Origin of the sequence: Niabella insulisoli (genome assembly GCF_039652435.2) — a bacterium.
Lineage (GTDB): Bacteria > Bacteroidota > Bacteroidia > Chitinophagales > Chitinophagaceae > Niabella > Niabella insulamsoli.
Genome location: NZ_CP190246.1, coordinates 2,814,714 through 2,834,787 on the forward strand (window position 1 = coordinate 2,814,714; position 20,074 = coordinate 2,834,787).

19 protein-coding genes are annotated in these 20,074 nt (G+C 45.2%); 12 read left to right on the plus strand and 7 right to left on the minus strand.

Annotation, left to right across the window (positions count from 1 at the left end; all coding sequences use genetic code 11):
• Positions 1-18 precede the first annotated feature (18 nt).
• The 6 genes from ABDK00_RS11630 (at position 19) to ABDK00_RS11655 (ending at position 4,986) form a co-directional block, all read left to right on the plus strand.
• Positions 19-1,041, plus strand: coding sequence for a dehydrogenase (locus tag ABDK00_RS11630; protein WP_346237230.1), 1,023 nt, complete (start codon positions 19-21; stop codon positions 1,039-1,041).
• Between the two features lie 8 nt (positions 1,042-1,049).
• A complete protein-coding gene (locus ABDK00_RS11635; protein WP_346237229.1) occupies positions 1,050-1,628 on the plus strand; it encodes a D-sedoheptulose 7-phosphate isomerase in 579 nt (192 codons plus the stop codon).
• A gap of 52 nt (positions 1,629-1,680) precedes the next feature.
• The gene (locus tag ABDK00_RS11640) at positions 1,681-2,994 is read left to right on the plus strand and encodes an HAD-IIIA family hydrolase (RefSeq protein WP_346237228.1); all 1,314 of its coding nucleotides are present in this window, start codon (positions 1,681-1,683) and stop codon (positions 2,992-2,994) included.
• Between the two features lie 5 nt (positions 2,995-2,999).
• On the plus strand, positions 3,000-3,830 hold the full coding sequence (gene purU, locus ABDK00_RS11645) for a formyltetrahydrofolate deformylase (protein ID WP_346237227.1): 831 nt from the start codon (positions 3,000-3,002) through the stop codon (positions 3,828-3,830).
• 134 nt (positions 3,831-3,964) lie between these two features.
• Positions 3,965-4,177 carry a hypothetical protein gene (locus tag ABDK00_RS11650; RefSeq protein WP_346237226.1) on the plus strand — a complete coding sequence of 71 codons (213 nt, stop codon included), beginning with the start codon at positions 3,965-3,967 and terminating at the stop codon, positions 4,175-4,177.
• 29 nt (positions 4,178-4,206) lie between these two features.
• Complete coding sequence (locus tag ABDK00_RS11655; protein WP_346237225.1) at positions 4,207-4,986, plus strand: oxygenase MpaB family protein; 780 nt, start codon at positions 4,207-4,209, stop codon at positions 4,984-4,986.
• Here ABDK00_RS11655 and ABDK00_RS11660 read toward each other — a convergent pair whose 3' ends face one another.
• The gene (locus ABDK00_RS11660) at positions 4,987-6,306 is read right to left on the minus strand and encodes a gluconate:H+ symporter (protein ID WP_346237224.1); all 1,320 of its coding nucleotides are present in this window, start codon (positions 6,304-6,306) and stop codon (positions 4,987-4,989) included.
• Between the two features lie 8 nt (positions 6,307-6,314).
• Complete coding sequence (locus ABDK00_RS11665) at positions 6,315-6,818, minus strand: gluconokinase (protein ID WP_346237223.1); 504 nt, start codon at positions 6,816-6,818, stop codon at positions 6,315-6,317.
• A gap of 119 nt (positions 6,819-6,937) precedes the next feature.
• Here ABDK00_RS11665 and ABDK00_RS11670 point away from each other — a divergent pair, with 119 nt between their 5' ends.
• Positions 6,938-7,360 carry an OsmC family protein gene (locus tag ABDK00_RS11670; RefSeq protein ID WP_346237222.1) on the plus strand — a complete coding sequence of 141 codons (423 nt, stop codon included), beginning with the start codon at positions 6,938-6,940 and terminating at the stop codon, positions 7,358-7,360.
• A 34-nt stretch (positions 7,361-7,394) separates the two neighbouring features.
• Here the strand turns inward: ABDK00_RS11670 and ABDK00_RS11675 are convergent, their stop codons facing one another.
• The 5 genes from ABDK00_RS11675 to ABDK00_RS11695 form a co-directional block, all read right to left on the minus strand.
• Positions 7,395-7,940 carry a DinB family protein gene (locus ABDK00_RS11675; RefSeq protein ID WP_346237221.1) on the minus strand — a complete coding sequence of 182 codons (546 nt, stop codon included), beginning with the start codon at positions 7,938-7,940 and terminating at the stop codon, positions 7,395-7,397.
• Between the two features lie 98 nt (positions 7,941-8,038).
• Positions 8,039-8,470: a VOC family protein gene (locus ABDK00_RS11680; RefSeq protein ID WP_346237220.1), complete on the minus strand. Its 432-nt coding sequence runs from the start codon at positions 8,468-8,470 to the stop codon at positions 8,039-8,041.
• Between the two features lie 25 nt (positions 8,471-8,495).
• On the minus strand, positions 8,496-8,960 hold the full coding sequence (locus tag ABDK00_RS11685; protein ID WP_346237219.1) for an SRPBCC domain-containing protein: 465 nt from the start codon (positions 8,958-8,960) through the stop codon (positions 8,496-8,498).
• Between the two features lie 53 nt (positions 8,961-9,013).
• Positions 9,014-9,865 carry a VOC family protein gene (locus ABDK00_RS11690; RefSeq protein ID WP_346237218.1) on the minus strand — a complete coding sequence of 284 codons (852 nt, stop codon included), beginning with the start codon at positions 9,863-9,865 and terminating at the stop codon, positions 9,014-9,016.
• A 148-nt stretch (positions 9,866-10,013) separates the two neighbouring features.
• On the minus strand, positions 10,014-10,937 hold the full coding sequence (locus ABDK00_RS11695; protein WP_346237217.1) for an endonuclease/exonuclease/phosphatase: 924 nt from the start codon (positions 10,935-10,937) through the stop codon (positions 10,014-10,016).
• An 82-nt stretch (positions 10,938-11,019) separates the two neighbouring features.
• Between ABDK00_RS11695 and ABDK00_RS11700 the strand changes: the two genes are divergently transcribed.
• The 5 genes from ABDK00_RS11700 to ABDK00_RS11720 all read left to right on the plus strand — a co-directional run bounded on the left by ABDK00_RS11700 (position 11,020) and on the right by ABDK00_RS11720 (position 20,071).
• Complete coding sequence (locus ABDK00_RS11700) at positions 11,020-11,727, plus strand: DUF2490 domain-containing protein (RefSeq protein WP_346237216.1); 708 nt, start codon at positions 11,020-11,022, stop codon at positions 11,725-11,727.
• 239 nt (positions 11,728-11,966) lie between these two features.
• Positions 11,967-15,101 (plus strand): TonB-dependent receptor, encoded by a 3,135-nt coding sequence (locus ABDK00_RS11705; protein WP_346237215.1) that lies wholly within the window; start codon positions 11,967-11,969, stop codon positions 15,099-15,101.
• A 12-nt stretch (positions 15,102-15,113) separates the two neighbouring features.
• Positions 15,114-17,072, plus strand: a complete 1,959-nt coding sequence (locus ABDK00_RS11710; RefSeq protein WP_346237214.1) for a RagB/SusD family nutrient uptake outer membrane protein — start codon at positions 15,114-15,116, stop codon at positions 17,070-17,072.
• A 52-nt stretch (positions 17,073-17,124) separates the two neighbouring features.
• On the plus strand, positions 17,125-18,390 hold the full coding sequence (locus tag ABDK00_RS11715; RefSeq protein ID WP_346237213.1) for a DUF4959 domain-containing protein: 1,266 nt from the start codon (positions 17,125-17,127) through the stop codon (positions 18,388-18,390).
• Positions 18,391-18,412: 22 nt separating this feature from the next.
• Positions 18,413-20,071 carry a DUF4998 domain-containing protein gene (locus ABDK00_RS11720; RefSeq protein WP_346237212.1) on the plus strand — a complete coding sequence of 553 codons (1,659 nt, stop codon included), beginning with the start codon at positions 18,413-18,415 and terminating at the stop codon, positions 20,069-20,071.
• The last annotated feature ends 3 nt before the right edge of the window (positions 20,072-20,074 follow it).

The window sequence follows — 20,074 nt, forward strand, 5'->3', positions numbered from 1 at the left end:
TTAAACTTATAAAAAACAATGATCCACAGAAGTAAGGCGCCTTTAAGAATTGGCCTGGCGGGCGGAGGAACGGATGTCAGCCCCTATTGCGATGAATTTGGCGGCGCGATACTAAACGCAACAATATCACTTAGCGCGAATGCTACGATTGAAGAAATTGAAGAAAACAAGATCGTCCTGGAAGCATTTGACCGGCAGGAAACAGAGACTTTTGACTGGTCTGACGCACTGCCGATTAACGGACATCTCGATTTGCTGAAAGGCGTTTATAATCGCATTCAAAAAGATTATCCATTTGAAAAAAGAGGTTTTAAATTAAGCACTTTTGTCGACGCACCCGCCGGATCGGGGCTAGGCACTTCTTCGACTTTGGTGGTTGCCATTGTTGGCGCTTTTACCGAAATGCTGCAACTGCCGCTTGGCGAGTATGATATTGCGCACTATGCGTACGACATTGAGCGCTGCGATCTGCATCTTGCAGGCGGCCGCCAGGATCAATATGCCGCAACCTTCGGAGGTTTTAATTTTATGGAATTTTATAGTGATGATAAAGTCATTGTAAATCCTTTAAGAATCAGGCAACGTTATCTCGACGAATTGGAGAATAATCTTCTGCTTTATTACACTTCCACCAGCCGCGCATCGGCAAAAATAATTGAAGAACAGAGCAAAAACGTGGTCGCCAAAAAGCAGGATTCGATTGAAGCCATGCACCAATTAAAACAGCAGGCACAAATGATGAAAGAAGCATTGCTCAAAGGGCAACTGCACGAAATTGGGCATATCCTAAATATCGGTTTTGAGCAAAAAAGAAAAATGGCGCAGGGCATCAATAATCAGTTGATTGATGATATTTATACAGCCGCCAAAGCAGCGGGCGCTACCGGCGGAAAGATAAGCGGCGCGGGAGGCGGTGGCTTCATGGTTTTCTACTGCCCCGGCAATTCGAAATACAAAGTGAAAGAAGCGTTACACACGTTTGGCGGCGTCAACCGCACTTATCAGTTTACCAAACATGGATTAAAAACCTGGAGTGTATAAAAAAAATTATGAGTAATCAGATCAAAAATTTAATTCAACAATCCATTGCCACCAAGCAGCAGGTGTTAGAAAACAATGCCCTGCTTCAGGTGGTGGAACAAGTAACTGACCTGATCGTCAGCACCTTTAAAAATGGCAACAGCGTTTATTTTTGCGGAAATGGAGGAAGCGCTGCCGACGCGCAACACCTGGCTGCAGAATTTAGCGGCCGTTTCTATAAAGACCGCCACGCACTTCCGGCCGAAGCATTGCATTGCAACACTTCGTATTTGACGGCAGTGGCCAACGATTATAGTTTTGACCTGATTTATGCCCGCCTGATTCAGGGACTGGGCAAGCCGGGCGATATACTGATCGGGTTAAGCACTTCGGGGAATTCAAAAAATATTGTTCAGGCCTTTGAAACCGCCAAAGAAAAAGGAATGGCTACTGTCGGCTTCACCGGCGAAAGCGGCGGCAACATGAAGGCTTCTAGCGACTATCTAATTAATATCCCTTCAGCTGATACACCGCGCATACAAGAGTCGCATATGCTTTTAGGACATATCATTTGTCAGCTGGTAGAAGAAAAATATTTTGCTGAATAAGCCTGATCTTCGCGCAGAAAATTTCACTGATCCATTGAGCTATGAGCATGTTATGATGAGCCTACAAAAAGATCTTTCCGCCAATCAGCGGGATGCACGCCCGCAAAAAAATTACGAAGCGATCATTTTAGCCGGAGGCCTCGGCACCCGCTTGCGCGCTGTCGTTGCCGATTTGCCGAAATGCATGGCGCCAGTCGCAGGCCGGCCATTTTTGTATTACGTTATTAACGCGCTGCGCATGCAGGGTGTCAGCAGAATTGTGTTTAGCCTTGGTTACATGCACGAAGCCATTTTAGACTGGCTGAGAGTAGCATTTCCCGAGCTCGATTATGATTTTGTTGTTGAGAAAGAGCCACTGGGCACTGGCGGAGCGATTCGGTTTGCCTTACAGAAAACCAAACAGCCCCATGTGTTCGTTGCCAATGGAGACACCTTATTTGAGTTTAATGCCGCAGCACAATTAACGCAGCATTTAGAAAGCGGTTGTGAGTGCACGCTGGCGCTTAAACCGATGAAAAATTTCGATCGCTATGGTGTTGTTGAAATAAACGATGAAAACATCGTTACCAGTTTCAAAGAAAAACAATATTATTCCGAAGGGTTGATCAATGCCGGGCTTTACCTGCTTAATAGGTCGGCCTTTCTGAAAAGAGATTTCACTCAGAAATTTTCATTCGAAAAAGAATATCTGGAAAAATTTGTACAGGATGGCATTTTTTCGGGATTAGAAATGGACCGTTATTTTATTGACATCGGCATTCCCGAGGACTACCAACGGGCCCAACACGAATGTACCAAACCTAAGCTCGACCTTCAAGATATTAACAATGACTGGACGCTTTTTTTAGATCGTGACGGCGTGATTAACCATGACAATCCGGGTGGATACATTACAACGCCAGATGAGTTTATATTTACCGACGGAGCGCCGGCGCTGTTCCGGCAACTTACCAATAGGTTCAAATATATAATTGTAGTTACCAACCAGCGCGGCGTTGGGCGGGGCATTATCAAGTACGACGACCTGCTGGCGATGAATGAAAAAATGTTACAAGGGATTAGCGATGTGGGCGGCCAAATTCAAAAGATCTATTTTTGTACAGATAAAGAGGCGCAATCTTTTTACCGAAAACCCAACCCGGGCATGGCTTTTCAGGCGATGACCGATTTCCCGGACATAGATTTAAAAAAATCAATTGTTGTTGGCAATAGTTTAAGTGATATGAAATTTGGCCGGTATGCCGGACTTTATACTGTGTTTATAACATCCACTAATAAAAATATCAGCCAGCCGCATCCCGACATTGATTTGATATTCGAGAGCCTGGAACAATTCACAAATAATTTAGCAACTGCAAATCATTAACGGTAATGGTCATCCTTTTACAATGTAGCGATCGCGTGGGCCTGGTAGCCGAAATTGCTGCGATTATGGCGGCGGAAAATCTGAATATCATATCGATGAAAGAGTTTGTGAACGTGGATGAAAACCGGTTTTATATTCGGGTAGAAATTCAGGGCTCGCCCAACCTGGAGCAGTTGCAAACAGCTATCAAAAAGAAACTTCCCGAAGACACGGAGATCAGCCTTCGGCCCTATAACAAAAAGAAAATAGCGGTGCTTGTTACCAAAGAACACCACTGCCTCGGCGATATTTTGCTGCGTAATTATTTCAACACGCTTGGGGCGGAAGTTCAATGTGTCATTGGTAACTACAGTGCTTTACAACCGCTTACTGAAAAATTTGATATCCCTTTCCACCATATTGCACATGAGGGAAAAGACAAACATGTGTTTGAACAGGAGATGCTGGAAACGCTTTCCCAGTATGAATTTGATTATATTGTGCTCGCCAAATTCATGCGGATTCTTTCCCCCAACTTTATCGCCCGTTATCCGTCACAAATCATCAATATCCATCACTCTTTCCTCCCCGCTTTTATCGGCGCGCACCCTTACAAACAGGCCCATGAACGGGGCGTTAAATTGATTGGCGCCACGGCTCATTTTGTTACCAATGTCCTGGACGATGGGCCGATCATCGCGCAGCAAACCATTGCTGTAAACCATGCCCACTCAGTAAAGGATATGATGCGCCTCGGCCGCGAAATTGAAAAATCTGTTTTGGCAAACGCCCTTCAGTTTACCTTCCAGGACAGGGTTTTACTATATCATAACAAGACGATCGTTTTCGAAAACTAAATACGCTTGAAGGCCGCAGCTGCCAGTTAGAAATTTCGCCGGCAAAATCTTAACATAGTTTTACTTTGTAATTCAAAGTACTTTCTATAAATTTGAATGAAATTTATCTTTTCATTTTTTAAAATCGTTGAGCCATGAGAAATAAGATCGCTAAAACCGGAGGCTTTATCATCGGCTGCGCAGGTTTCCTGTTTATTTTCAAATTCGTACTATTAAAAAGAATTCCGCCCTCAGACGAAGTAGCGCCCGGCCTCGTGGTATTGACATCGCTACTCGTAGGTTTTCTTTTTTCTTTTTTAGGATCCCGTTTTCAAAAGCACCTGGAAAGAAGGCGCCATTTCACTTGAGGGATGCCGCCAACCGTAAAATATTTTCTATGTCCGCTTTATTTACTTCAGAGACTTCGGTTGTCAGGAAAATTTGGGGCAGGAGCGACACGATACTTTTTATTTTCGCTGGCGCTGCCGCCGAATTTGCTTTAAACAAAGCGGTGGACTGGCTTTATTTTACCGGCAAACTGCCCTCCGATCCGTTGGGCCGGCTTTTTACGACCGTCAGCTATGCCAAAGACATCGTGTTTGCAACAACTGAAAAAGCCCACCAGGCGATTGATAAGATTTCGCATATCCACCAACACGTGGAGCAAAGTAGGGGCTATTCCATCCCCGATTGGGCTTACAGGGATGTTTTGTTTATGTTAATCCACTATTCAATTGCCGCTTACGAATTGCTTGAAAAAAAATTAACGAAGGCAGAAAAAGACGAAGTGTATGATGTTTTTTATCGGTTGGGCCTTCGCATGCAAATTCCGGAACTGCCTCCAAATTATGCAGCATGGTTACCGGTCAGAGCCGCGCATTTGCAACAAAACCTCACCTATAGCCACTTTACCGCAGACCTTTTTAAACAGTATAAAAAGCATTTGGGACATTTTAGGTTTCGCATCTTGCTGGAGGGTCAAAAACTTATTGTGCCCACCATCGTAAAAAAGCTACTACACCTGAACAATAAGTCGCTTTTAAGACCTGCTGTTCCGTTTTATAAAATATCAAAAACGCTACAGGTGGATGCTCTTATCCGTCATTGTTTGTTACCGTCGGCCTACCGGGATAAAATTAATGCGCTGGATCGGAGCCCGCTACAGATGTCACGCTAATTAAATAACCATATTTAGCAACAACACCGACAATAATCCCGCTACGCCGATAATCGACTCCATCATGGTCCAGGTTTTAAAAGTATCCCTGAGGTTCAAACCCAAATATTCTTTAAACATCCAGAATCCAGTATCATTGACATGAGAGCACATCAAACTTCCTGCGCCAATAGCCAACACCATTAACTCCGGGCTTACATGCATACTCCCGATTAACGGTTGAACAATACCGGCGGCTGTAAGTCCAGCAACTGTAGCCGAACCTATGGCAATGCGGAGAATGGTAGCTACCAGCCAACCCAATAGCAACGGAGGCAAAGAACTTGCCCTGAAAAAAGAAGCGATCGCCTCGCCGGTTCCACTCGCTATCAGCACCTGCTTTAAAGCGCCGCCGGCAGCGGTTATCAGAATAATGGGGGCTATGGCGCCGATGGCTTCCGTCGTCTTATCCATAAGCGCGCTAACGCGCATACCCTTAAAATGTCCCAGGAACAGCACCGCAAACATGACAGCTATTAAAAGCGACATGCCCGGATCGCCGATAAATCTTAAAATATTTTGAAGGCTGCCTTCTTCAGGCAGGCTCATCAGCATTGTAGTAGAAACAATTAATAGCAGAACAGGTATCAAAGAAATAAACAGGCTGATACCAAAACCCGGCAGTGGCTGATCGGAAATACTGCCTTCGTTAAAAATCCCTTTGGGAGGCGCAGCGGTCACCTTTTTTATGCTTTCAGGAAAAATAACAGCGGCCAAAAGCAAGACAGGCACAGCAATACAAAGGCCGTATAACAGTGTTAATCCGATATCAGCGTTGAAAATACTGGCAATCACAACCGGCCCCGGGTGAGGGGGCAGAAATCCATGCGTAACCGAGAGCGGCGCAGCCATCGCGATGGTGAGATACACCAAGGGCGCTTTTACTTTATAGGCGATCGCGTAAACGAGTGGTATCAACACTACAAATCCGGCATTGTAAAACAAAGCCAGCCCGACACAGAAACTTGTAATGCTCACCGCAATTTTTGCGCGCTTCGCGCCGAATAATTGAAGCAGTCGATCGCTGATTTGAGCGGTGGCGCCGGTTTCAGACAAAATGCTTCCGAGCATCACGCCAAATCCAAGCACGGCAATGACCGGGCCCATAATGTCGCCAATGCCTTTGGTGATTGACGTTACAATCAAGTCGGCATCCATGCCGTTTGCAAAACCAATAAATAATCCGATCAGCATAAGCGCCGTGAAAGCATTCAGCTTTGCACCTGCGATCAAAAGCAACAAAAGGCTAATACCTATAATTAATATCAGAATTGAAGACATGCTTTTTTTTAATAAGGCAGCTGCAGCGCGGACGCAATCGTCGCTTCCAGGCTTTCAGCAATGTGAATCGTAACTATAGCGTCCTCATCCGCCGCGGGTTCCTCAAGTGTATCAAACTGGCTTTGCAGCAATGCAAGCGGCATAAAATGATCTTTCCGCTGTCGCATATGTTCCGCCACTTTTTCAAACGAGGCCTTAAGATAAATAAAAACAACCGATCCAATACCTTCCCTTAGCTGATCGCGATATTTTTTTTTAAGTGCCGAGCAGGCTATCACGCAGCTCTCGCTTTGCTGCTGTGCAGCTCTTGCCACGCCAACAATTCGATCCAGCCAACCTGAGCGGTCCGCATCGTTGAGCGGATGGCCGGATTTCATTTTCTGGATATTTTCGGCAGGATGTAAATCATCGGCATCGACAAACGAATAGCCTCTTTGCCGGGCAAACGCCTGGCCAACCGTTGTTTTACCGCAACCCGAAACCCCCATAATAATAATCGCTTTCGCTTTCATATGTTCCAACGAAATTAATCATTTACCGCGCTGCTTTTCGATTGACGATTCTTTTGATCGCTATTTATCTATATTTAAATCGGCGTATCTTCAAGCCCGAATAAAATTGAATAAAAGTTATGACATCTGAAGTTATTTACAATGGCGCACTAAGAACGAACTGCACGCATTTGAAAAGCGGTTCGAGTTTTGAGACGGATGCCCCGGTTGACAACAATGGCAAGGGAGAGCGCTTCTCCCCCACCGACCTGCTGGCTACCAGCCTGGCCACCTGCATGATTACGGTGATGGGTATCAAGGCGCGTACTATGGATTTTGATCTTGATAGTGTCCGCATTGAAGTATTGAAACAAATGGCTGCGGATCCGCGACGGGTGAGCGGCATTGAACTCACGGTTCATATCCCCGAAAACCTTAAAGCATTAGACGCTAAAACAATCTCCATTTTAAAGCACACGGGCAACACCTGCCCCGTAGCAAAAAGCCTGCATCCCGATATTAAGGTTCAGGTAAACTGGGGCGCCTGGGAAAATGCGGCATAAAAAAAGCGCCGGAACTTCCGACGCTTTTGAATGGTTAATAGTTGATATCGTCTTTCATATCATATTTCATGCCCTCATATCCCAGGGCGCGCCGCATCAGGCCCATTTGTCCCAACAAATAGCTTTCCCTGTCTAAACACATGCCTACCATATTCAGCTTGTTTTCTTCAATAAAGGCGACCCCCATGCCAAAGTTGAAAGGGGCGGCCAATTCTTCATCTGTCGCTTTCAAGAGCGCATCATATAACTGAGACGAAACCCGGTGCCATTGCTGTTTAAGGTCATTCAATTCCGGATAATTTACATTCGGATCGAGCGCTTTCGCATCCTTAAACAGCTCGTTGTTTGGATCCTGATCTTCCACGCCGAGGATATTCGCCAGCCAATACCGTGTATTCACCATATTGCCCGCCATCCATACAAAATGGTTCGTCACATCATATAATCTTTTTAAGGCATCCACGCCAGTGATATCTGCAATCGCATTGTCAAAAAGTTGCGTATGCATCCGGTATTGAGGCATTACAATTTGTAAAGATCGTGACTGAAGTTCCAGTTCTTTTTCTTTTGTTTCAAACATAAGGTCGGGGTTTTACAGGTAATAAAATTATTTTCTAAATAACCGCTAAAAATATGCCAGCCGAATTTCATGCTTCACGCATACCGCAGATTAATCGTTTAAAAATTTGGATTATAGTTCACCATCCACCCAATTCCGAATTGATCCACAAGCGATCCAAAATAGTCGCCCCAAAACTGGTCTTCCATCGGCATTTCAACTTTGCCACCCTCAGCAAGTGCATTAAACAAACGGTCTGCTTCTTCCCGGGTGTCGGGGTGCAAAGAAAGATAAACGTTGTTTCCGGCATTGAGTTTATGCCCCATCGAAGGCACAATATCGGAAGCCATCAACGTCTGGCCATTGCCCAAAGGCAACGAGACATGCATAACGCGGTTTTTTTCTTCCTCAGCAATATTTTCGGCGCCTGGCGCAGCTCCCATCTTCGTGATGCCACCGGCAAATTCGCCGCCAAACACTGATTTGTAAAAATTGAATGCTTCCGCTGCATTACCATCAAAATTGAGATAGGGGTTTAATTTTAGCGCCATTGTTACTTGTTTTAATTTTAAAAAGTTAGGGTTGGGTATTTACAGCATTTTCGGTCTGTTCCGAAAGGTCTTTAAGTTGCTCAAGGCCTTTTGTGAAGCCTTCATTCATCATCTCCTCATATTCGCCGGGAACTTGTACCGTTACTTTAAGCAAGGTTCCGCCTCCATTGGGTTCCAACTCATAACGCTCAATGGCGCCCGCCGTTGATTTTACGCGCTCGCTGGTGATATCTTCCACGCCCTGACGCAGCTCTCCATAATGGGAAAACGTCACTAGCTTTGGCGGTTCCAATTGTTGAATGGTCGAGACCATGCCATTGCGATCAGCGTCGAGAAACAGGGTTTTGCCGCCTACCTTCCAATCGCTCTCCATATACGACCCGGGGTTAAAACTGGCTGTCCACTTGCGGTAGCTATCGTCGTTCCAAAGCGTTTCCCATACTTTTTCTAAAGGAGCATTGATGACCATTGAAAAATGAAGCTCTTTCATATCTATATTTTTATATTAATTGCTTGCAAGAAATCATACGCTCTTTCTTCGGATCAGGCACCGGCCTCTTCTAATTTTGCAATATCAATCTTTCGCATTTTCATCATCGCCTCCCTGGTACGGCTCGCCTTTTCCTGGTCTTTTTGGTTAAACAATTCCATCAGGCGATGCGGCACAATTTGCCAGCTTACGCCAAATTTATCCTTTAACCAGCCGCACATACTTTCCTCTCCACCATCCTGCGTCATCGCGTTCCAGTAGTAATCGGTAGTTTCCTGGTCATTGGTCATCACTGCGATTGAAATTCCTTCATCAAAATTGAAAGTGTGATCGATTGAGCTATCCATACAAGCCAACGTGTAACCGCTAATTTTGAACTGGGCATGCTGCACGTTTCCCTTTTTATCTTCTTTGCCATCATATTCCATTATACCCTCTGTAGAGGAGCCCGGAAATAAACGAGTGTAAAACCCGATCGCTTCTTTGGCTCTTCCGTTTTGTTCGTTAACAAACATCAATGTTGGTACGAAATATTGATCAGTGTCGCCCTTCTCTCCCGTATAAAGTTGCCAGGTAACGCCAAACCTGTCCCGCACCCAACCGTAGCGAGAACTGAACGGATAATGGTCTAACGGCATCAGCACGATGCCATCCGCAGCAAGTAGATTAAAAAGCCGTTCCGTTTCAGTTTCATCGGCATTGGCAATCAAAAACGAAATAGAGGCGTTGGGCTTGAACATAGGTCCACCGTTGAGCAGCATTAGTTTTTGCCCGCTGATACTTAAAATTTGAACCAACCCGCTGTCTTCGGTGATGATGGTATCAGGAAACACTTCGGTATAAAACGCAGCAGCTTCCCGGCCGTTGTGATCCATCCAAACGCAAGGGTATATATCATTATTCATAGTTTGACTTTTTGATTAAATTAGATAAACAAACCTACACGAAAAAAATACCAAAGCTGCTGTCCGAAAACGTCAAATGAGCGGGTTAAATACGACATAGTTAGCGTCACAAATAAAGTGCCACTGATCTCACAGCCACCAACATCGCTCAATCGGAAATTCGGTAAACAGAAGTTATAGGATAGTGGTCGGATGTTGTGCCTGATTTATAATCCGGCACAACATTGATCGCATCAGTGCGGATGCGCGCCGAATGGCCTACATACCAACGAGAGAAGGAAGCGCTAATGATTTGCTGATCGATGACTGAATTAGCGTAATGGATGGTGGATTGGTATCCAGAAGCGTTCAAAGGAAGCGTAACAGGGACATAATTTTCAGGATCATTTAACAATTGTTGATAAGGCGACGGGTACCCTTCGAGAATACTCTGGTTGAAATTATCATTAAAGTCGCCGAACAGCATAAAATGCTTCCCGGAATAATACCTGTCTAAACTGTCTTTTGTTTCGCGGGCAGCCGCCAGCCGCTTTTGATAACTATCCATATCGGCATTTGCCTTTGCATGAATCAATATAAAATGAACCTGCGCGCTGACGCCGTTTACCGTCAGGTCTGCGGTAAATAAAAACGGGTAGCGCCCGGAGAAATTTTTATAGGCCTGTGTACTCACACCCATAAAAGGCCTCAATGCAGCATTCCTGAAAATATGCCTGTTGTAAGCATAGGCCAATTTTTGATGGCCGTTGGTAAAAAATGAGATACTATAACGAAAATCCTCGCCTAATGAGTGGCGTATCATCCGGCCAAAGCGGGCGGTGTCTACAATTTCACAAAACCCGTAAAGATCAGCGTCGAGGTATTTTAAAATCTTACCTGCATTGGCTTCCTGCTGGTCTAAATTGCCAGCGAAGCCCGATGCGTCGCCAAACCACTCGATATTCCAATTAGCAATTATAATATCCTTGTTATAATCCTTGAGTTTTTCCTGATTATCCTTCGGAGGCAGTTCATCTTTTTTGCAGGAGAACAACAATAGCAGCAGGCCAATTAATGGCAGGATCTTTTTCATAAGCGCGTTGAATTGTGCTACTAATGTACAATTTTTAATTTTTTGCCTGCTATCTTTGCCTGATTGACCAACCTCTATAATAATGATGAAAAGAATTGCCGTTACCTTGATTTTAGTTTCCTTTTTCAACTTGATCCATGCCCAAACAACCCATGAACAAACGGGCTGGTTCTTCTTTCTAAACAGTACCCGGATTAATGAGAAATGGGGTGTGCATTTTGATTTGCAACTGCGCAGCCACGACGAGCTCGACGGGCTAAGGCATATGCTCGTGCGGCCGGGGCTTACCTACCATATCAAACCCAACCAAAATGCTACGGTAGGCTATTTATATACCCCAACATTTACACGTTCTGTAGGCACGCCCAACACTACGCTTACAGAACATCGTATTTGGGAACAATATGTTATTTCACATAAACTCTTCTCTGGCAACCTGGGGCACCGCTTCAGACTGGAGCAGCGCTTCATAGAGAAGCCCGCAGGAAATAGGGTTTTTGCGCAACGCCTGCGCTATTTCTTAAGACACGTGCAACCATTAACAAACACTGCAGGCGGGTTTACTAAAGGGCCTTTTGCCGCCCTGCAAAATGAAGTATTTGCGAATATTCAAAACCAGAAAAACACGAACAATCATTTTTTCGATCAGAACCGTGCCTACATCGCGGCGGGTTATCGGTTCTCAAAAAAAGTTGATGTGGAAGCAGGTTATATGAATATTTTCGGGAAAGGCGCCAATGCCAACACGGTCAACAATGTGGCGCAATTAGCCGTCTACACTCGTTTCTAAGCAGTAACCTCCTCCTATCATACTCCTTATATTTTATAAACGCCGGATCAGCGAAAGCTGTCATCCGGCTTTTTTGTTTACAAAAAAATCATTTATTTTTTTTGGTTGTTCGTTTTTTTTACCACATCTTTAACATCTAACGATTAAAAATTGCTCTTTAAGCCAAAAATGCTTGTAGTAAGCCTTATTAGCTATTGATCATTCTAAGTCTATAAACTAAAACAAATAACCAATCAAAAATGAGAATCAGATTTCTAGGAATTTTATTGTCCGGATTTTTGCATGTCGCTTGTTTTGCCCAAAATGCAAAATCGATTTCGGGGGTTGTCAAAGATGGCAGTACCTCCGCCGTTTTAGAGGGAGTAAGTGTAAACGTGTCGAGCACGCTACTCCAAACACAAACCGACAAAAACGGTGAGTTTACGATCACCGCTACCGTCGGAGACACGCTCATATTCACTTTCGTCGGTAAGAAAACCTACAAGGAAGTAGTGGGAGAAAAAAACATTCTCGAGATTATGCTCTACGAGGAAGTTACCGATATCGATGAGGTAACGGTGGTGGCTTTCGGTAAACAAAAGAAAGCCAGCGTGGTGGGCGCGATCACCACGGTGAACGCAAAAGACCTGCGCATCCCTTCTTCCAATCTTACCAGTTCTTTCGCTGGCCGTATCCCGGGTATGATTTCCTACCAGTTGTCGGGTGAGCCGGGCGCAGACAACGCCCAGTTTTTTGTAAGAGGTGTGACCACCTTCGGTTATCAGGCATCACCGCTAATCCTGATTGACGGATTTGAATCGACCACCGACAATCTGGCCCGCCTGCAGCCCGATGACATTGAATCTTTTTCAATTATGAAAGATGCCGTAGCTACCGTGCTTTATGGAGCCCGCGGCGCTAATGGAATTATCATCGTTAACACAAAGTCGGGAAAAGACGGCCCACTCGGCGTAAGCGCTCGTGTTGATGTAAACGTCACGGCGCCTGTGCGAACGATCGAAATGCTCGATGGCGTTCAGTACATGAGGCTATACAACGAAGCGCGGTTAACACGCGACCCAATTTTGGGGCCCTACTATTCGGAGCAAAAAATACAATCAACTTCATCCGGTGAAAACGATATGATCTATCCCAATATTGACTGGCATAAAGAATTGTTCAATCCTTATACCACCAATATGAAGGCGAATATCAACTTATCCGGTGGAGGTAAAATTGCGACCTATTATGTATCGGCGGGAATGGACCGGGAGTCTGGCCTGCTGAAAGTTGATAACCGCAATAACTTCAACAACAATATTAAAATTGCCCGATCGTTTATCAGATCGAATGTTATTTTTAAACTAACACCAACCACAACACTGGATACCAGGATTAGCGGGCGCTTTGAAAATTATAATGGCCCCTACCGTTCTGCCACAGACATTTTCAGAATGGTCATGCAAAGCAACCCCGTCGATTTTCCGGCGGTTTACGAGCCAGACAGCGCGAATTTGTACACAGAAAATATCCTCTTCGGAAGTGCTTTTGTGAATGGCTCACTGAAGCTGAATCCATACGCGGAAATGGTTAGAGGTTATGAAAAGAGAAATGAAAGCACCATTATTGCACAAGCCACTTTGATGCAGGATCTTGACTTCCTGTTAAAAGGCCTGAAAGTTCAGGGTAAGGCTTCGATTCAAACCTGGAGCCGTTACTCAGGGTTACGCTACTATTCGCCTTCGTTCTACGATCTTGAATCTTATGACCAGGTTACACAGCAACACACTTTATTTCCGCTCAACCCAACGAACACTCAATTGTTTTTGGGTAATGTAATTCCCGGCAGAGATGCTAATGGGCTCACCTACTTCGAGGCCCGTTTTAACTGGGATAAAATCATCGACCGGCATAACATATCGCTGATGACCGTTGGTATGATGCAGGAAGAATTGCTAACAGGCGGTAATAACACTTCCATCTACGAAACATTACCACAGCGGAATATGGGTAATTCGGGCCGCGCTACTTATTCTTACGACAGGCGCTATGCTGTAGAGTTTGCCTATGCGTATAATGGATCAGAGAAATTCACGGGAGACAAACAGTACGGCTTCTTCCCGTCGGTGGGCGGCAGCTGGACGGTTTCCAACGAAATGTTTTGGGAGTCGATGAAAGATGTGATCAGCACACTGAAACTAAGAGGATCCTGGGGTATTGTTGGTAACGACGCGATCGCAGGTCGTGCGGGCAGGTTCTTCTATCTTTCGGATATTGGGCTTACCGGAGGGTCAAACTCAACTATAAACGGATACCGCTGGGGCGCTGATTTTATGAATGCTTACAACGGCTATTCGGTAAACCGGTATGCGAATCCGAATATTACCTGGGAAGAATCGGAAAAAATCAATATGGGCGTTGAAATGAATTTCTTCAACGAAGCCTTAAAAACCACTTTCGATATTTATCATGACACCAGGAGCAAGATCTACATGCAACGGCAAAATTTCCCTTCCACGGCAGGCCTTGAAGCAGCCATCAGCGGAAATGTAGGAGAAGTTAAATCGAGAGGCTTTGAGGCTTCTGTTGATTATCAAAAAAATATTACTCCTGATATCTGGGCTTCGGTGAGAGGTAATTTCACCTACGCGACCAACAAGCTCATTAAAATAGACGAGAAAGATTTTCCCGACGAATATTTGAAACGCCTGGGTAGCAACATCAACCAACAATGGGGACTTGTTGCGGAAAGGCTATTTGTAGATGAGTTTGAAATCCAGAACTCACCCTACCAGGATTTTGGACCCTACCTTGCAGGTGATATTAAATACAAAGACATTAACAACGACGGCGTCATCAATGATAACGACCGCGTGGCAATGGGCTATCCTACTGTTCCTGAATTTCAGTATGGTTTTGGTGCATCCATTCTTTACAAAGTCGTTGATTTCTCTTTCTTCTTTAACGGAAGTGCCAGAACCTCTTTTTTCATTGACGCCACAGCTTCCAACTCTAACGGGAATTATGGAATTGCACCTTTCGCCGACAGGCGAAACGCCCTGGCTATCATCGGTGACGACTATTGGAGCGAAACCAATCCCAATGTGCATGCTTTCTGGCCCCGCTTATCGACCGAACCCCTGAATAATAATACAAGACAGTCATCCTGGTGGTTAAGAGACGGCTCTTTCACAAGGCTCAAACAAGTAGAGCTGGGTTACAGTCCGAAAATCTTCCAACGCATCGGCATCAAGCAGGGAAGCCGGATTTATTTTACCGGAGAGAACCTACTCGTTTTTTCAAAATTCAAACTATGGGATCCCGAAGTAAGAGAGAACGGCCTGGCTTATCCTCCTAATAAAAGATACAATATTGGTTTTCAATTGATATTCTAAAAAACATTTACAATGAACCGTACGAAAATATTTATAGCAATACTGGTTTCAACATGCGTGCTCTCATGTAAAAAATATCTGGACATCGTGCCTGATAACACGTTGAAACTCGAAAACATTTTTAACATCCGCGAAAACGCATGGGACGCGCTTTCCAAGGTTTACAGCTATATGCCGCAGGATGATAAAGTGCACCTGACTTCCTGGACGCTCGGCGACGAATGGGTGGGCCGTTTAGATTTAAATAACAATACCGGCGATCTCCGTGCTATGCGCATTATGCGCGGCTTACAAACAGCTTCAGATCCGCAACTGGGTCTTTGGTCGGGCACGCAGGGCGGCAAAAGGCTTTATGAAGCCATCCGCCAGGCCGATGTATTTCTGGCCAATATTGATCAGGTGAAAGACATGACCGAAACCGAACTCAATGATTGGAAAGCCCAGGTAAAAATGCTGAAGGGCTATTATATGTTTTTATTGATAAAAAGATACGGGCCGATTGTAATTCCCACTGTCGCAGCCTCGCCCGAATCGGAAAAGGAAGAACTTTTCATACCCCGGTCAAAAGTAGAGGATTGCTTTAATTATGTTATCACTCTAATGAATGAAGCGATCCCTGACCTGAAAGAAAAAGCTGATATTACAGAACTGGGGCAAATTGACCGCGTAGTAGCGGCTGCTATTAAAGCTAAAGTGCTGTTTTATAGAGCCAGTCCTTTTTTCAATGGCAATCAGGAATACTTTGGTGACTTTATGGACCACGATGGCCAACCCTTTTTCCCCATTCAATATAACAATGAAAAATGGAAAGAAGCGCTGGATGCTATCAATGAAGCGATCACGCTTGCTGAAGCCAACGGCCGTGGTTTATATACCTTTGAAGCAGAGCCCTACATATACGATCGGGAGGCTTTTGAAAAAAATCCTCAGAACATGAAAAAGTTGTACGATCTGCGTATGCTTATTTGCGATCCATGGAATAAAGAAGTCGTTTGGGGCTACTCCAATCTGGATTATTATAACCAGGGCGAACTTGCACACGGCTCCAATATCAGGCTCCCACCAGGATACGGCGATGGCGTTGTTAATACACCCGCTTATTCATGGCAATGGATGGCGGCCACCTACCGAATGGCCGAAAGATACTATACCAAAAACGGCTTACCCATCACCGAAGATCTTACTTTCGATATGAACAAGAAAACCGAGCTCGTAACGACGCCAGGACAAAGCGAAGAAGCCTATCTTCCGCTCTATGGTATCATGCAGCCCGGCGTTCAAACCGTAAGGCTATACCTCGACAGAGAGCCCCGTTTTTATGCCAATCTCGGTATTACCGGCGGCTACTGGCGCGCTCACACCGTGCGTATCAACACCATCATGTTTGCCAATCGCGATGGCGGCTTCAATTCTTCACAACACACGACAGACTTTTTGGCAACGGGCATTGGCGTACAAAAACTGGTGCATCCGGAATCACAGTCAAACGCCTGGCAGCGTGTTATCAAATACCCCTATCCGCTCATTCGCATGGCCGATTTGCATCTGATGAAAGCAGAAGCCCTCAACGAATATTCGGGGCCTTCAGCTGAAGCTTACGAATCGGTGAATAAAGTGCGCCGGCGCGCCGGCATTCCCGACCTGCAGGTAGTATGGAGCGATCCGTCGCTTACAAGAACGCCCAATAAGCATCTTTCGAAAGAAGGCCTGAGGGATATCATCCTGCAGGAAAGATCAGTGGAGTTTGCTTTTGAAGGACAACATTTCTGGGATATGTTGAGGCATAAAAGGGCCGTTACAGAATTCTCCTCTCCCGTTTGGGGATGGAACCATGCCGGCACCACTGCTACCGATTTCTTTGTGCTTTCCATCAAACAACAAAGAAGGTTTACTATTACAGACTGCCTGACACCCATCGATCTGAACGAAATGAACACGAACGGAAATCTTATTCAAAATCCAGGTTGGTAACCCAGCCGTAGAAGAATAAGCATTACGACCTGAACAATAAAAATATAAATAGATGAAAAGCAAAATATTTCTACTTCCCATAGCGCTGCTGTTCTTTTTTGCGTGTAAAAAAATGGAACGGTTCGAATCTGAAAAGGGCGATGAAACACCGCCCGGCAAAGTGACGCTAAGAGAATACAAACCCCTTTATGGAGGCGCAAGATTTTTTTATACGATCCCTGCGGATAAAGACCTGCTCGGCGTTAAGGCAGTTTACACTAATAAAGACCAAAAGTCTTTTGAATTTCTTGCCTCTTATTTTGTCGATTCGCTCGACGTGTATGGTTTCGGCAGCACGGATGAGTACACGGTTAAGCTGGTTGCCGTCGATCGTGCGGGTAACGAATCAGATCCACTCGAAGTGAAAGTGCAGCCACTGGAACCCGCCTACATAAGAGTGGCCAAAACGATAACCGCGAAAGCAGGGTTTAGCTCTTTCTTTTTAGACTGGGCCAACGAGCTGGAACAGAACGTCAATATTTTCGTTGATTACAACTTCACTCAAAACGGAGAAAACAGAAATTTGACGACGGTTTTTTCTTCCAACCGAGCCACCGACCGGAGGTTTGTGAGTAACCTGCGACTGGGCACCAACGGAAAAGTAAACGTAAAAGTTCGTGTCGAAGATAAGTTTGGCAACACCACAGAGAGTATGGACAAAGGCGAACTAACGCTGCTGGAAGATATTGAAATTCCCAAACAAAACTGGGTGCTTCCCAACCCCAACGATTCCATTGGCGGTGTACCCATGGCTTTTGGTAACGGCCTTGAAGGCAGAAATGCCAAGGTTATTGACGGCATCATCGACCGGGGCGATAATCTCAATTTTATGCACACCGCGAGCCGCGGCCGCACTGGGCAGTCGGCCAATGGAAATATGCCCTGGAATTTCATTATCGACCTCGGCGATTATTATGAAATAAGCCGGATCATTACCGTTCAACGCCATTCAGGCGGTCTCTCCAACGTAAACCGCGGACAATATTACCGGAATGAAAACGTGGGCCTTTACAATGTTTACATTTGGGATGACGCCACTTCAGCCTGGGAACATGTAACACAACATCAAATACCGGTTCCGACAGGGCTCACCGAACTCGAGTTTGTAAAAGTGGGCGAGGCGGGAGATTTAGCTTACATGTATCCGGACAACCCGGCCTATACCAAACGTACCCGATGGTTCAGGTATGAAGCTTTGAAGAGCTTCAACGGCAACTACACGCTGGACGATGCCAATTGTTTGTCAGAGATTACTTTATACGGCCGTAAGGCTCAATAATAAAAATTTTAAATCGCATTTTATGGATCAGAAAAAATACTTACTGCTAATACTATTTGCCTGCGTCCTTTTTTCCTGCGGTAAGATGTATGATAACATCGACCAATACACAGGAGAAACGGTTTACCCTGGCAGATACGATACGATTGTCGGGCATGTCGGTTTTGAGCGTGTTGAAATAGATTTGATGAAAGCGGGGCGTATTGCATCAAAAGATATCAGACTCGGAAAGGCTGTCAAAACAATCATCGAATATGATAATAAAGAAATGGTGATCGACTCTCTGGTTTCCTGGGTCAATATTACCGGCTTAGAGTTATCCAAACTTTATCGTTTTCGGGTGTACACGATCGATGACCTCGGCAATAAATCGGTGCCGCAGGAAATTGCTTTAATTCCTTATACAGAAAGCGACCTCGCTTCGCTCGTTGTGCAGCCGCCCCAGGTGCTCACTTCGCCCGCGTCGGCAGTGTTAAGCTGGCCTTCGGGGTTGTCGTCCATCCTGCTGGACTACTACGGTTTGCAGTACGCGTATACAGATAAAAACGGCATTCGAAGAGAAGGCCAGCGCGCGGCTAATCCCCGCATATTTGCAGCCAATCTGCCTTCGGGAACGACCGTTAATTTTGATATCAAATACAAGATCATCCCAAAGACAAACGGAACACCGATTATCGACACCGTCGAATTTGCGCAAACCCTTCCAGTTGTTGTGCCCACCGGATCGAGCACTTTTGCTCCCGCAGAGCAGGCCATCCTTCAGGCTAACAACATAACGCAGTTTACTGCGGATGCTGTTGCCCAAATCGAAAAACTCACTTTTCCCGTGCACACGACCACTTTGCAGGATCTGTTCTATTTCTCGAATCTTAAAGAAATTGACTTAACCGGCGGCACTATTTTCAACATGACGCAAACCACCTATAATGCTAATGGAATTACGGATGTAATTGGTGGAGGAGCCATCGCACCATTTGCAAGAAGAGTGGGCGATATGCCAACGTCAAACGCGCAATACCTGATCGACCTGCTCGAATCCGGCACGCTGACCAAGGTAAAATATCTTTCCAATTCTATGGGTATCGACAACCTGCTGGCGCCTTATATCCAAAGCGGCATCGTAGAACTCGTGGAAAAGCCGGAAGAAGCATTAGTCGATTTTAGATTCCTGCTCGACGGGTTGGCACAAACCAGCGCCTGGAAGATGATTCTTGAAGCTCCCGCTGCCACGCCGCCTGCCGGCACAGGCCTTGAAAATGTTATCAAAGCAACCTTAGATTCGAAAAATAGTTCTTTCGCATTGAGCCTGCCAAAAGAATATGAATTTGATGTAAAAAATTACAAGTACCTCAAGTTCCGGGTTTATGGGCCGCCAAAATCTTCTGTCAGCGGAAGCTATGCTGTATATCAAAAACTATGGCCAAGAATCATGAATTATATGTGGGCCTACAACGGTGAAAGTACTTATGGTCAGCAATATTGGGATTTAGGCAAAGATGCCTTTAGCATTAGCGACGCCAACTTGCAAACCTGGGTAGACATGACGTTGCCCCTTGCTCAGGCGGTAGGCAAACACAACCGGGTGATCGTAATGAATATCGGCGGTGAGCCATCGCTTACCTTTAATCCCGCCACGCCTATTGTTTATTATTTCTCGAATTTTAGATTTACGAAAAACTAATTT

Bases quoted from the DNA above. Each gene is read 5' to 3' on its own strand.
- ABDK00_RS11630 (WP_346237230.1), top strand. From the start codon at position 19: ATGATCCACAGAAGTAAGGCGCCTTTAAGAATTGGCCTGGCGGGCGGA.
- ABDK00_RS11635 (WP_346237229.1), top strand. From the start codon at position 1,050: ATGAGTAATCAGATCAAAAATTTAATTCAACAATCCATTGCCACCAAG.
- ABDK00_RS11640 (WP_346237228.1), top strand. From the start codon at position 1,681: ATGATGAGCCTACAAAAAGATCTTTCCGCCAATCAGCGGGATGCACGC.
- purU (WP_346237227.1), top strand. From the start codon at position 3,000: ATGGTCATCCTTTTACAATGTAGCGATCGCGTGGGCCTGGTAGCCGAA.
- ABDK00_RS11650 (WP_346237226.1), top strand. From the start codon at position 3,965: ATGAGAAATAAGATCGCTAAAACCGGAGGCTTTATCATCGGCTGCGCA.
- ABDK00_RS11655 (WP_346237225.1), top strand. From the start codon at position 4,207: ATGTCCGCTTTATTTACTTCAGAGACTTCGGTTGTCAGGAAAATTTGG.
- ABDK00_RS11660 (WP_346237224.1), bottom strand. From the start codon at position 6,306: ATGTCTTCAATTCTGATATTAATTATAGGTATTAGCCTTTTGTTGCTT.
- ABDK00_RS11665 (WP_346237223.1), bottom strand. From the start codon at position 6,818: ATGAAAGCGAAAGCGATTATTATTATGGGGGTTTCGGGTTGCGGTAAA.
- ABDK00_RS11670 (WP_346237222.1), top strand. From the start codon at position 6,938: ATGACATCTGAAGTTATTTACAATGGCGCACTAAGAACGAACTGCACG.
- ABDK00_RS11675 (WP_346237221.1), bottom strand. From the start codon at position 7,940: ATGTTTGAAACAAAAGAAAAAGAACTGGAACTTCAGTCACGATCTTTA.
- ABDK00_RS11680 (WP_346237220.1), bottom strand. From the start codon at position 8,470: ATGGCGCTAAAATTAAACCCCTATCTCAATTTTGATGGTAATGCAGCG.
- ABDK00_RS11685 (WP_346237219.1), bottom strand. From the start codon at position 8,960: ATGAAAGAGCTTCATTTTTCAATGGTCATCAATGCTCCTTTAGAAAAA.
- ABDK00_RS11690 (WP_346237218.1), bottom strand. From the start codon at position 9,865: ATGAATAATGATATATACCCTTGCGTTTGGATGGATCACAACGGCCGG.
- ABDK00_RS11695 (WP_346237217.1), bottom strand. From the start codon at position 10,937: ATGAAAAAGATCCTGCCATTAATTGGCCTGCTGCTATTGTTGTTCTCC.
- ABDK00_RS11700 (WP_346237216.1), top strand. From the start codon at position 11,020: ATGATGAAAAGAATTGCCGTTACCTTGATTTTAGTTTCCTTTTTCAAC.
- ABDK00_RS11705 (WP_346237215.1), top strand. From the start codon at position 11,967: ATGAGAATCAGATTTCTAGGAATTTTATTGTCCGGATTTTTGCATGTC.
- ABDK00_RS11710 (WP_346237214.1), top strand. From the start codon at position 15,114: ATGAACCGTACGAAAATATTTATAGCAATACTGGTTTCAACATGCGTG.
- ABDK00_RS11715 (WP_346237213.1), top strand. From the start codon at position 17,125: ATGAAAAGCAAAATATTTCTACTTCCCATAGCGCTGCTGTTCTTTTTT.
- ABDK00_RS11720 (WP_346237212.1), top strand. From the start codon at position 18,413: ATGGATCAGAAAAAATACTTACTGCTAATACTATTTGCCTGCGTCCTT.